Annotated in this window: 6 protein-coding genes and 3 rRNA genes; 7 read left to right on the plus strand and 2 right to left on the minus strand. The window is 67.4% G+C overall.

The window, feature by feature from the left end:
- Positions 1–152 precede the first annotated feature (152 nt).
- The gene (locus tag ACVWNX_RS20125) at positions 153–932 is read left to right on the plus strand and encodes an ABC transporter permease (RefSeq protein ID WP_454414857.1); all 780 of its coding nucleotides are present in this window, start codon (positions 153–155) and stop codon (positions 930–932) included.
- Positions 933–1090: 158 nt separating this feature from the next.
- Positions 1091–1903, plus strand: a complete 813-nt coding sequence (proC, locus tag ACVWNX_RS20130) for a pyrroline-5-carboxylate reductase (RefSeq protein ID WP_454408783.1) — start codon at positions 1091–1093, stop codon at positions 1901–1903.
- A gap of 478 nt (positions 1904–2381) precedes the next feature.
- On the opposite strand, the gene ACVWNX_RS20135 is transcribed toward proC, so the two are convergent.
- Entirely contained in the window at positions 2382–3869 is a 1488-nt protein-coding gene (locus ACVWNX_RS20135; RefSeq protein ID WP_454408784.1) for an MFS transporter, read from the minus strand.
- Positions 3870–4166: 297 nt separating this feature from the next.
- Between ACVWNX_RS20135 and ACVWNX_RS20140 the strand changes: the two genes are divergently transcribed.
- A complete protein-coding gene (locus tag ACVWNX_RS20140; RefSeq protein WP_454408786.1) occupies positions 4167–5192 on the plus strand; it encodes an ArsR/SmtB family transcription factor in 1026 nt (341 codons plus the stop codon).
- 4 nt (positions 5193–5196) lie between these two features.
- On the opposite strand, the gene ACVWNX_RS20145 is transcribed toward ACVWNX_RS20140, so the two are convergent.
- Positions 5197–5802, minus strand: a complete 606-nt coding sequence (locus ACVWNX_RS20145) for a cysteine hydrolase family protein (RefSeq protein WP_454408788.1) — start codon at positions 5800–5802, stop codon at positions 5197–5199.
- A 195-nt stretch (positions 5803–5997) separates the two neighbouring features.
- On the opposite strand from ACVWNX_RS20145, the gene ACVWNX_RS20150 reads away from it, so the two are divergent.
- From ACVWNX_RS20150 to rrf, 4 genes are all read left to right on the plus strand, one after another.
- Positions 5998–6954, plus strand: a complete 957-nt coding sequence (locus tag ACVWNX_RS20150) for a GlxA family transcriptional regulator (protein WP_454414858.1) — start codon at positions 5998–6000, stop codon at positions 6952–6954.
- 635 nt (positions 6955–7589) lie between these two features.
- Positions 7590–9117, plus strand: a 16S ribosomal RNA gene (locus ACVWNX_RS20155).
- Between the two features lie 325 nt (positions 9118–9442).
- Positions 9443–12570, plus strand: a 23S ribosomal RNA gene (locus ACVWNX_RS20160).
- Positions 12571–12663: 93 nt separating this feature from the next.
- Positions 12664–12780 (plus strand): 5S ribosomal RNA (gene rrf, locus ACVWNX_RS20165).
- The 16S, 23S and 5S rRNA genes sit together here, the layout of an rRNA operon.
- Positions 12781–12829: the final 49 nt, after the last annotated feature.

Raw genomic sequence — 12829 nt, forward strand, 5'->3', positions numbered from 1 at the left:
GCCCGACCCCTCCGCCCACCGCCCGAGGCGCCACCGGACCGCACGGCGACCCACCACCTGACGACCCGCCACCCGCCCACCGGGGACGATCCGCCCACCGACCGCCCCGCCCACCGACCGCCCGCCGCCGGACCACCCGCACCCAACGGCCCCTGACCCCCCTGACCGCCCACCGCGCCCGAAGGAGACCTCCCGTGAACGCCAGCCGCACACTCGCCACCGCCGCCCGGGTCCTGCGCCAGCTCCGCCACGACCCCCGGTCGATCGCGCTGATGCTGCTCGTCCCGTGCCTGATGCTCCTGCTGCTGCGCTACGTCTTCGACGCCAGCCCCCGCACCTTCGACGCCATCGGGGCCGCCCTCCTCGGCGTCTTCCCGCTGATCACCATGTTCCTGGTGACCTCCATCGCCACCCTGCGCGAACGCACCTCCGGCACCCTCGAACGCCTGCTCGCCATGCCGATGGCCAAGGCCGACCTGATCGCGGGCTACGCCCTCGCCTTCGGCACCGTGGCCGTCGCGCAGTCCCTGCTCGCCACCGGCCTCGCCCTGTGGGTCCTCGGCCTGGACGTCGTCGGCTCGGCGTGGCTGCTGCTGCTCGTCGCCCTGCTGGACGCCCTCCTCGGCACCGCCCTCGGCCTGTTCGTCTCGGCGTTCGCCGCCTCCGAGTTCCAGGCCGTGCAGTTCATGCCCGCGGTGATCTTCCCCCAGCTGCTCCTCTGCGGACTGTTCACCGCCCGCTCCGCCATGCACCCCGTCCTGGAGGCCGTCTCCGACGTGCTCCCCATGTCGTACGCGGTGGACGGGATGAACGAGGTCCTCCGCCACTCCACCGTGACCGCCGACTTCGTCCGGGACGTCGGCGTCGTCGCCGGGTGCGCCCTGCTCGTGCTGGCCCTCGGCGCGGCCACCCTCCGCCGCCGCACCGCCTGAACCGCCCCCCCCGGCCGTCCGCACCGCCCCCGCCGGACGCCCCGCCCCAGGTCACGCCGCCCCCCGGCCGGTCCCCGCCCATGAGACGCCCCGACCTCCGGACGGGTCCCTCTGCGAGGATGACCGGCAACGAGAACGCCCCTGCGGAAGGCCCCGACATGCCCCAGAAAGTCGCAGTCCTCGGTACCGGAAAGATCGGCGAGGCCCTGCTCAGCGGCGTCATCCGGTCCGGCTGGCCCCCGGCCGACCTCCTGGTCACGGCCCGCCGCCCCGAACGCGCCGAGGAACTCCGCGCCCGCTACGGCGTCACCCCCGTCACCAACCAGGAGGCGGCCAAGACCGCGGACACCCTCATCCTGACGGTGAAGCCGCAGGACATGGGCGCCCTCCTCGACGAACTCGCCCCCCACCTCCCGGCCGACCGCCTGGTCATCAGCGGCGCGGCGGGCATCCCGACCACCTTCTTCGAGGAGCGCCTCCCCGAGGGCACCCCCGTGGTCCGCGTCATGACCAACACCCCCGCCCTGGTGGACGAGGCGATGTCGGTGATCTCGGCGGGCACCCACGCCACCGCCCGGCACCTCGCCCACGCCGAGGAGATCTTCGGCGCGGTCGGCAAGACCCTCCGGGTCCCCGAGAGCCAGCAGGACGCGGCCACCGCCCTCTCCGGCTCCGGCCCCGCGTACTTCTACTACCTGGTCGAGGCGATGACCGACGCGGGCATCCTGCTCGGCCTGCCCCGCGACAAGGCCCACGACCTGATCGTGCAGGCCGCCATCGGCGCCGCCGTGATGCTCCGCGACAGCGGCGAACACCCCGTCAAGCTCCGCGAGAACGTCACCTCGCCCGCCGGGACGACCATCAACGCCATCCGCGAACTGGAGAACCACGGGGTGCGCGCCGCCCTGATCGCCGCCCTCGAAGCCGCCCGCGACCGCAGCCGCGAACTCGCCTCCGGCACCAACACCTGACCGCCCCGGGCCCGGGCCGCTCCCCGACGCGACCGAGCCGCGCAGGCCCCCGGCCGGCTCCAGGGGGTGCCCCGGGACACCGCCACGCAGGCACCGTCGCCGACACCCACGGCACGGGCCCGGGCCCGGGCACACCAACCTCCGGGCACCGACGCCCGGCCCCGGAGCGCGACGTCCGCCCGGGCCCCGGAGGACGACGTCCCACACCGGTCTCCAGGCACCGCCCGGTCCGGTCCCGGAACAGCGACGCTCCACACCGGCCCGGAGCCCTCGGGCACCAAGCCCCGGAGCCCTCGGGGGGCACCAGGCGCCAGGCCCCGGTGGCCGGGGCCCGGGGCCCCGGCCACCGATACGCGGGCCCCGGCCCGGGAGACCAGACCGTCACCCACGGCACGGGCCCGAGGACACCGGAACCGGGCCCCGGAACCCACCGGCTCCGGCTCACCGGCACCCGGGCGGGACACCGGCCCCACCCTCCTCACCCCTCGGCAGCCCCGCCGCCCACACCATCCAGGGACCCCCGCACCCGGCGCCGCCTACCAGGCCGCCCCGACCCGGCCACTCCACCACCCCCGGAGCCGTCCGGACCGCCCCGGGTGCCGTCCGGATCACTTCCGGTGCCGCCCGGACCACCACCCGGCCACGTACCGACCCCAGCGCTGGCACCGGTCTTGGCCCCGACCTCGCCCCCAGTACCGTCCGGACCACCCGTGCCGTCCGGACCACCCGGCCCCCTACTGACCCCGGCCCCCCTCTTGGTCCCAGTTCCGGTCCTGCCCCCGGCTCTGCCCCCATCCCCGTCCCCCTCCCGGTCCGCCCGCGCCGCGACCACCAGCACCACGGTCACCGCCACCGACGCCCCGGCCAGCACGCCCATCGCCACCTCCGGCGGAAGCCACTGCCCGAGCGCCCCCGCGAGCGCCGCGCACACCCCCTGCGCCGTCATCATCCCCGCGCCGTGCAGCCCTAGCGCTTGCCCGGACGCCTCCCTCGGGGTCAGCGCCATCAACCGCTCCTGCAACAGCAGCGTCGCCGAGAACCCCACCGACGCCACCCCCACCGCCACCAACGCCACCGGGAACGACGGCCCGAACGGGAACACCGCGTACGGCACCGCGAGCAACAGCCGCAACGGCACGTCCACCCGGACCCGCCACCCCGGCGGCACCCACCGCCCCGCCACCGTGTCGCCCACGAACATCCCCAGCGCCGCGCAGGCGAACAACCACCCCGCCCGCTCCGGGTCGTACGGGACGAACAACGCCTCGCACCCCACGACCAGCCCGTTCGGCAACCAGAGCGCGAGGTAGGTGATCCGCCGGGGCCGTGACGACCACAGGAACCGGTTGGTCCGCCAGGTCTCCGCCACCGACGCCCGCCCCGCCGCCCGGGGCGCCCGCGCCCGCAACCCCCACCGCGCGACCACCGCCGAACCCAGGTACAGCCCGGCCCCCAGCAGCAGCGTCCCGCGCGGCGACAGCACGGCCACCAGCACTCCGCCCACCGCGAACCCCGCCACCTGCGCCAGCCCGGTCACCATGTTGAGCACCGACCGCCCCAGCAGGAACCCGTCCCGGGCGAGCACCTCGTTCAGCAGCCCGTACCGCACCCCGCCGCCGAGCGCCCCGGCCGTCCCCAGCCCCAGCAGCACCGCGAACAACCCCCACACCGGCATCCCCGGCACCGCCTGCACCGCCGTGCCCACCGCGAACAGCGCCGCCAGCCCCACCAACGCGGCCCTCGGCGGCAGCCGGTCCGCCGCCGACATCAGCACCGCCGCCCCCACGACCTGCGCCAACGAGGCCCCGAACATGCTCAGCGCCGCCAGCAGCGGCGAGCCCGTCGCCCCGTAGACCAGCACCCCCAGCGCCAGCCCGCCCACCGTCGACGCCGCCACGTGCAGCGCGCTCGTCACGAACAGCGGGGTGAACTCCGGCACCCCGAACAACTCCCGATAGCTCCGCATCCCCGGAGTCTGGGCACCCGCGCCCCCACCCCCTTACTCTTTCGCCCCCACGCGAAACCAAGCCCCGCGAACGCGCCCCCGCGCACCACCATCCGAACAGCACCCCCACCCCACCGACCACACACCCCACCGACCACACACCCCACCCCACCGACCACACACCCCACCCCACCGACCACACACCCCACCCGACCGACCAGGCACCCCACCCCACCGAAAAGGCACTCCACCCGACCGAAAAGGGATCCCGGCCCCACTGAAAGGGACCCCCACCCGACCGAAACCGAAAGGGACCCCATGGGCTGGTGGCACGTCCCCGCGGACACCCTCGCCGCGAGCCGCTTCGTCATCTCCCCGCTCTCCGAGACCACCGCCGCCCTCATCAGCCTCGAACGCGGCACCGCCACCCACCCCGGCGACCACGCGTGGCTCGCCGCCCACCGCCCCGCCTACCGGGCCCGACTGGCCGCCGACCCGGTCACCGCCCGGCTGATCCGCGCCGCCCTGGGCCGCCACTGGCTCGCCGACTACCTCACCCCCACCCCCACCGGCGACCTCACCGTCACCGACACGGCCACCCCCGCCTTCACCACCGAGCTGGCCGCCGTCCGCGCCGCCGCCCCCGACGCCGTCCGCTCCCACCTCACCCGCTCCCTCCCCGGCCCGCTCCCGCCCCTCCTGCACCGCTCCGACCTCGCCGACCGCACCGCCGACCTCCTCCACTGGGTCTGGACCGAGACCGTCCTGCCCACCTGGCCCCGACGCCGCCGCGTCCTGGAAGCCGACGTCATCGCCCGGCTCCGCCACCTCACCCGGGGCGGCTGGGCCACCGCGCTGAACGGACTGCGCCCCGGACTGCGCTGGCTCGGCGAGGGCCGCCTCCAGGTCAACGTCCACGAGTACCCACCCCGCGACCTCACCGGCACCCGGCTCGTCCTCGTCCCCGTCACCCCCGCCCACACCTGGGTCTCCTGGAACGCCCACAGCCACGCCGTCACCTACCCCTGCACCGGCCCCCTCCTCGACCCCCACCCCACTCACCCCACCGCGACCTCCGCTCCCACCGCGACCGCCGCCCCCCAAGCCCTGTCCCGTCTCCTCGGCCCGGTACGCGCCACGGTCCTCACCCTCCTCGACACCCCCAAGAGCACCACCCACCTCGTGGCCCTCACCGGCCAGGCCCTCGGCACCATCGGCCGCCATCTGAAGGTGCTCCTCGACGCCCACCTCGTCGAACGCCGCCGCGCGGGCCGCTCCGTCCTCTACTACCGGACCCGCGCCGCCGACGCCCTCCTGGCCGCCCAGGACCCCCCGCCCCGCTGACCGCTCACCCCACCGGACCGCCCACGGCGGCACCCAGCGCACCCAGCACCTCCTCCGTCCGCACCACCCGGGCGAACCCGCCGCCGTGCAACGAGACCGCCGTCGCCCGCGCCAGCTCGTCCGCCTCCAGCCGCCACCCGAACGGCCCCTCCAGCGGGAACGTGTACGTGGCGTCCAGGACGAACAGCACGTCGTACCCCAGGTTGCCGCCCATCCGCGCCGTGGTCTCCACGCACATGTTCGTCTGCGTGCCGACCACCGTCAGCTGCCCGATCCCGGCCTCCCGCAGCCACGCGTCCAGGTCCGGCGTCCCGTAGAACGCCGAGTTCACCGTCTTCGTCACCAACAGCTCGACGGCAGCCTTCCCCCGCCGCTCCGCCACGTACTCCTGGAAGTCGTTGCCCGGCCGCCCCGGTCGCAACGGGGACCCCGGCGACACGGAGTCGTGCCGTACGAACACCACCGGCCGTCCGGTCGCCGTCCACCCGTCGATCAGCGCCGCGATCCGCCCGTCGGCCCCCGGCTCGTTCCGCGCGCCCCACCACTCCACCTCCTCGAACCCCTTCTGCACGTCAACCACCAACAGCGCCGCGTTCTCCGTGATCTCCATGCCCTCGATGCTGCCGCCCTCCGGCCACCCGGTCCCAGCGGTCCGCATGCCATCGTTCGATGGTTTACTGCCAGAGTGAACGAGGCCCTCCACCCTGAAGACCGCCCCGAAGACCTCACCGAGGCCCCTCACCCCGGGCCCGCCACCGGAACCGTCCCGGGACCCACCTCAGGAACGCGCACCGGAACCCAGCGGATCGCCCTGCTGGTCTTCCCCGGCGTCCGCGCCTTCGACGTCAGCGTGGCGACCGAGGTCTGGGGCACCGACCGCACCGACCGGGGCGTCCCCGCCTTCGAGCTCCGCCGCGTCGCCGCCGACCCGGCCCCCGTCCCCCTCAGGGGCGGCCTCACCCTCACCCCCGACCGCACCCCGGCCTGGCTCCCCGGCGCCGACCTGGTCGTCGTCCCCGGCCTCGACGACCTCGCCCCCGCCCCGGCACCCGTCCTCACCGCCCTGCGCCGGGCGCACGTCCGTGGCACCACCATCGCCGCCCTCTGCGGCGGCGCCTTCACCCTGGCCCAGGCCGGACTCCTCGACGGCCGCCGAGCCGTCACCCACTGGCACCTCGCCGACGAGTTCCGCGCCCGCCACCCCGCCGTCACCCTCACCCCCGACGCCCTCTTCACCGAGGACGACGGCATCTGGACCTCCGCCGGAACCGCGGCCGGCATCGACCTCTGCCTCCACCTGGTCCGGGAACACCACGGCGCGGAGACCGCCGCCACCATCGCCCGCTCCATGGTCACCGCCCCGTTCCGCACCGGCACCCAGGCCCAGTTCATCGACCACCCCACCCCCCGCGCCGACCGCGACGCCGACGCCCTCGCGGACGTCCGCGCCCACGCCCTGCGCCACCTGGACGAACCCCTCACCGTCGCCGACCTCGCCCGCCGCGCCGGCATGTCCCCCCGGGGCTTCGCCCGCCACTTCGCCGCCACCACCGGAACCACCCCCGCCCGCTGGCTCCTCGACCAGCGCCTCGCCGCCGCCCGCAAACTCCTCGAACGCACCGACCTGCCCATGCCCGAGGTCGCCCGCCGCGCCGGGTTCGGCAGCGAGGTCACCATGCGCCAGCACTTCGCCGCCCGCCTCGCCACCAGCCCCCGCGCCTACCGGGCCTCCTTCAGGCCCCCGACGGCCCCCCACCCGTGATTTGACACCCCCCGGCCCGGTCCGTAATGTTCTCCGAGCTGTCCAGCGTGAGCGCCGACCACGGTCGGTCCCCGGACGGCCATTCCGTACCAACACATCAAGCAGCGATGATCCGTCATCGTCTTCTCCGTATGCGTTTTTACGTAATGAGGATTCCGCTCCCCGTGAGGGCCCGCCCCGATTAACGGGACGGGCCGGGAATCCGCTAAAGTCTCACTCGTCGGAACGGCCCAACAGCCGCGAAGACAAGCCCCGCTGACTGGGAGTCAGGCACTGAAAAGAGTCTGATAGAGTCGGAACCGCCGGAAAGGAAAGCGCGGAAGCGCTGGACTGGAAAGCACCGAGGAAATCGGATCGGAAAGATCTGATAGAGTCGGAAACATCGAAGGGAAGCGCCCGGAGGAAAGCTTCAGCCGAGAGGCTGGGGTGAGTACAAAGGAAGCGTCCGTTCCTTGAGAACTCAACAGCGTGCCAAAAGTCAACGCCAGATATGTTGATACCCCGTCACCTAGACCACTCGGTCTGGTGATGAGGTTCCTTTGAAGAAATACACAGCGAGGACGCTGTGAACAGTCGGGGATATTCCTCCCCGGTTTGTTCCGCTCTCGTGGTGTTCACCCGATTACGGGTACACATTCACGGAGAGTTTGATCCTGGCTCAGGACGAACGCTGGCGGCGTGCTTAACACATGCAAGTCGAACGATGAACCGGTTTCGGCCGGGGATTAGTGGCGAACGGGTGAGTAACACGTGGGTAATCTGCCCTGCACTCTGGGACAAGCCCTGGAAACGGGGTCTAATACCGGATATGACCTGCCCCTGCATGGGGGCGGGTGGAAAGCTCCGGCGGTGCAGGATGAACCCGCGGCCTATCAGCTAGTTGGTGAGGTAACGGCTCACCAAGGCGACGACGGGTAGCCGGCCTGAGAGGGCGACCGGCCACACTGGGACTGAGACACGGCCCAGACTCCTACGGGAGGCAGCAGTGGGGAATATTGCACAATGGGCGAAAGCCTGATGCAGCGACGCCGCGTGAGGGATGACGGCCTTCGGGTTGTAAACCTCTTTCAGCAGGGAAGAAGCGAAAGTGACGGTACCTGCAGAAGAAGCGCCGGCTAACTACGTGCCAGCAGCCGCGGTAATACGTAGGGCGCGAGCGTTGTCCGGAATTATTGGGCGTAAAGAGCTCGTAGGCGGCTTGTCGCGTCGGTTGTGAAAGCCCGGGGCTTAACCCCGGGTCTGCAGTCGATACGGGCAGGCTAGAGTTCGGTAGGGGAGATCGGAATTCCTGGTGTAGCGGTGAAATGCGCAGATATCAGGAGGAACACCGGTGGCGAAGGCGGATCTCTGGGCCGATACTGACGCTGAGGAGCGAAAGCGTGGGGAGCGAACAGGATTAGATACCCTGGTAGTCCACGCCGTAAACGGTGGGCACTAGGTGTGGGCAACATTCCACGTTGTCCGTGCCGCAGCTAACGCATTAAGTGCCCCGCCTGGGGAGTACGGCCGCAAGGCTAAAACTCAAAGGAATTGACGGGGGCCCGCACAAGCGGCGGAGCATGTGGCTTAATTCGACGCAACGCGAAGAACCTTACCAAGGCTTGACATACACCGGAAAGCATCAGAGATGGTGCCCCCCTTGTGGTCGGTGTACAGGTGGTGCATGGCTGTCGTCAGCTCGTGTCGTGAGATGTTGGGTTAAGTCCCGCAACGAGCGCAACCCTTGTCCCGTGTTGCCAGCAACGGTTTCGGCCGGTTGGGGACTCACGGGAGACCGCCGGGGTCAACTCGGAGGAAGGTGGGGACGACGTCAAGTCATCATGCCCCTTATGTCTTGGGCTGCACACGTGCTACAATGGCCGGTACAATGAGCTGCGATACCGTGAGGTGGAGCGAATCTCAAAAAGCCGGTCTCAGTTCGGATTGGGGTCTGCAACTCGACCCCATGAAGTCGGAGTCGCTAGTAATCGCAGATCAGCATTGCTGCGGTGAATACGTTCCCGGGCCTTGTACACACCGCCCGTCACGTCACGAAAGTCGGTAACACCCGAAGCCGGTGGCCCAACCCCTTGTGGGAGGGAGCTGTCGAAGGTGGGACTGGCGATTGGGACGAAGTCGTAACAAGGTAGCCGTACCGGAAGGTGCGGCTGGATCACCTCCTTTCTAAGGAGCACTTCTTACCGTGGTCGTCTTCGGATGATCCCGGTCAGAGGCCAGTACACCGGCGAATGTCCGGTGCTGGTTGCTCATGGGTGGAACGTTGACTATTCGGCCTGTTATTCGGGCCGGAGGCCGCTAGTACTGCTCTTCGGAGTGTGGAACGCGTGATCTTCGGACGGGTACGGGCCGGGCATGCTGTTGGGTGTCTGAGGGCACGGCCGTGATGGCTGGGTCTTCGGTTGCCGACCCCGGTAAAGGTCTGTTTCGGCGGGCTGTGACGGGTGGTTGGTCGTTGTTTGAGAACTGCACAGTGGACGCGAGCATCTGTGGCCAAGTTTTTAAGGGCGCACGGTGGATGCCTTGGCACCAGGAACCGATGAAGGACGTGGGAGGCCACGATAGTCCCCGGGGAGTCGTCAACCAGGCTTTGATCCGGGGGTTTCCGAATGGGGAAACCCGGCAGTCGTCATGGGCTGTCACCCTTGCCTGAACACATAGGGCATGTGGAGGGAACGCGGGGAAGTGAAACATCTCAGTACCCGCAGGAAGAGAAAACAACCGTGATTCCGGGAGTAGTGGCGAGCGAAACCGGATGAGGCTAAACCTTGTATGTGTGAGACCCGGCAGGGGTTGCATGCAGGGGGTTGTGGGATCTCTCTTTTACAGTCTGCCGGCTGTGAGGTGAGTCAGAAACCGTTGATGTAGGCGAAGGACATGCGAAAGGTCCGGCGTAGAGGGTAAGACCCCCGTAGCTGAAACATTGACGGCTTGCTTGAGAGACACCCAAGTAGCACGGGGCCCGAGAAATCCCGTGTGAATCTGGCGGGACCACCCGCTAAGCCTAAATATTCCCTGGTGACCGATAGCGGATAGTACCGTGAGGGAATGGTGAAAAGTACCCCGGGAGGGGAGTGAAATAGTACCTGAAACCGTGTGCCTACAAGCCGTGGGAGCGTCGCACAGGGAAGCTTGCTTTCTTGTGTCGTGACTGCGTGCCTTTTGAAGAATGAGCCTGCGAGTTTGCGGTGTGTTGCGAGGTTAACCCGTGTGGGGAAGCCGTAGCGAAAGCGAGTCCGAATAGGGCGTTTGAGTAGCATGCCCAAGACCCGAAGCGGAGTGATCTAGCCATGGGCAGGTTGAAGCGGCTGTAAGAGGTCGTGGAGGACCGAACCCACCAGGGTTGAAAACCTGGGGGATGACCTGTGGTTAGGGGTGAAAGGCCAATCAAACTCCGTGATAGCTGGTTCTCCCCGAAATGCATTTAGGTGCAGCGTCGTGTGTTTCTTGCCGGAGGTAGAGCACTGGATAGGCGATGGGCCCTACCGGGTTACTGACCTTAGCCAAACTCCGAATGCCGGTAAGTGAGAGCGCGGCAGTGAGACTGTGGGGGATAAGCTCCATGGTCGAGAGGGAAACAGCCCAGAGCATCGACTAAGGCCCCTAAGCGTACGCTAAGTGGGAAAGGATGTGGAGTCGCAGAGACAACCAGGAGGTTGGCTTAGAAGCAGCCACCCTTGAAAGAGTGCGTAATAGCTCACTGGTCTAGTGATTCCGCGCCGACAATGTAGCGGGGCTCAAGCGTACCGCCGAAGTCGTGTCAATCCAGCATATAGGGCCAACGCCCGCTGGGTTGGGTAGGGGAGCGTCGTGTGCCGGGTGAAGCCGCGCCGGAAGGCAGTGGTGGACGGTTCACGAGTGAGAATGCAGGCATGAGTAGCGATACACACGTGGGAAACGTGTGCGCCGATTGACTAAGGGTTCCTGGGTCAAGCTGATCTGCCCAGGGTAAGTCGGGACCTAAGGCGAGGCCGACAGGCGTAGTCGATGGATAACCGGTTGATATTCCGGTACCCGCTGTAGAGCGTCAAACATTGAATCCTCTGATGCTAAGCCCGTGAAGCCGCCTGCCTCCAGTTTTGCTGTGGGTGGGAGTGGTGGAGCCGGTGACCCGAGGTGGTAGTAGGTGAGTGATGGGGTGACGCAGGAAGGTAGTCCAGCCCGGGCGGTGGTTGTCCCGGGGTAAGGGTGTAGGCCGAGTGGTAGGTAAATCCGCTACTCAATAGGCTGAGACCTGATGCCGAGCCGATTGTGGTGAAGTGGATGATCCTATGCTGTCGAGAAAAGCCTCTAGCGAGTTTTATGGCGGCCCGTACCCTAAACCGACTCAGGTGGTCAGGTAGAGAATACCGAGGCGTTCGGGTGAACTATGGTTAAGGAACTCGGCAAAATGCCCCCGTAACTTCGGGAGAAGGGGGGCCATTTCTGGTGATGGGCTTCGCGCCTTGAGCTGGGGGTGGCCGCAGAGACCAGCGAGAAGCGACTGTTTACTAAAAACACAGGTCCGTGCGAAGCCGTAAGGCGATGTATACGGACTGACGCCTGCCCGGTGCTGGAACGTTAAGGGGACCGGTTAGCTGCATTTCGGTGTGGCGAAGCTGAGAACTTAAGCGCCAGTAAACGGCGGTGGTAACTATAACCATCCTAAGGTAGCGAAATTCCTTGTCGGGTAAGTTCCGACCTGCACGAATGGCGTAACGACTTCTCGACTGTCTCAACCATAGGCCCGGTGAAATTGCACTACGAGTAAAGATGCTCGTTTCGCGCAGCAGGACGGAAAGACCCCGGGACCTTTACTACAGTTTGATATTGGTGTTCGGTTCGGCTTGTGTAGGATAGGTGGGAGACTTTGAAGCGGCCACGCCAGTGGTTGTGGAGTCGTTGTTGAAATACCACTCTGGTCGTGCTGGATGTCTAACCTGGGTCCGTGATCCGGATCAGGGACAGTGTCTGATGGGTAGTTTAACTGGGGCGGTTGCCTCCTAAAGAGTAACGGAGGCGCCCAAAGGTTCCCTCAGCCTGGTTGGTAATCAGGTGTTGAGTGTAAGTGCACAAGGGAGCTTGACTGTGAGACCGACGGGTCGAGCAGGGACGAAAGTCGGGACTAGTGATCCGGCGGTGGCTTGTGGAAGCGCCGTCGCTCAACGGATAAAAGGTACCCCGGGGATAACAGGCTGATCTTCCCCAAGAGTCCATATCGACGGGATGGTTTGGCACCTCGATGTCGGCTCGTCGCATCCTGGGGCTGGAGTCGGTCCCAAGGGTTGGGCTGTTCGCCCATTAAAGCGGTACGCGAGCTGGGTTTAGAACGTCGTGAGACAGTTCGGTCCCTATCCGCTGCGCGCGTAGGAGTCTTGAGAAGGGCTGTCCCTAGTACGAGAGGACCGGGACGGACGAACCTCTGGTGTGCCAGTTGTCCTGCCAAGGGCATGGCTGGTTGGCTACGTTCGGGAGGGATAACCGCTGAAAGCATCTAAGCGGGAAGCCTGCTTCGAGATGAGGGCTCCCACCCACTTGATGGGGTAAGGCTCCCAGTAGACGACTGGGTTGATAGGCCAGATATGGAAGCCGGGTGACCGGTGGAGTTGACTGGTACTAATAGGCCGAGGGCTTGTCCTCAGTTGCTCGCGTCCACTGTGTTGGTTCTGAAACCACGAACAACCAGCATCCCTTCCCACAGATGGGGTGTGCTTGGTGTGTGTTTCGTAGTGTTTCGGTGGTTATAGCGTTAGGGAAACGCCCGGTTACATTCCGAACCCGGAAGCTAAGCCTTTCAGCGCCGATGGTACTGCAGGGGGGACCCTGTGGGAGAGTAGGACGCCGCCGAACTAAAATTGCATGAAGCCGTGTGTCCCGGAGAGAATTTCTTCTCTTCGGG

The sequence above is a fragment of the Streptomyces sp. JNUCC 64 genome, assembly GCF_054484115.1.

What these genes read in the sequence shown, in the direction of transcription:
- proC (WP_454408783.1), top strand. Translation starts at nt 1,091, where the DNA reads ATGCCCCAGAAAGTCGCAGTCCTCGGTACCGGAAAGATCGGCGAGGCC.
- ACVWNX_RS20140 (WP_454408786.1), top strand. Translation starts at nt 4,167, where the DNA reads ATGGGCTGGTGGCACGTCCCCGCGGACACCCTCGCCGCGAGCCGCTTC.
- ACVWNX_RS20145 (WP_454408788.1), bottom strand. Translation starts at nt 5,802, where the DNA reads ATGGAGATCACGGAGAACGCGGCGCTGTTGGTGGTTGACGTGCAGAAG.
- ACVWNX_RS20135 (WP_454408784.1), bottom strand. Translation starts at nt 3,869, where the DNA reads ATGCGGAGCTATCGGGAGTTGTTCGGGGTGCCGGAGTTCACCCCGCTG.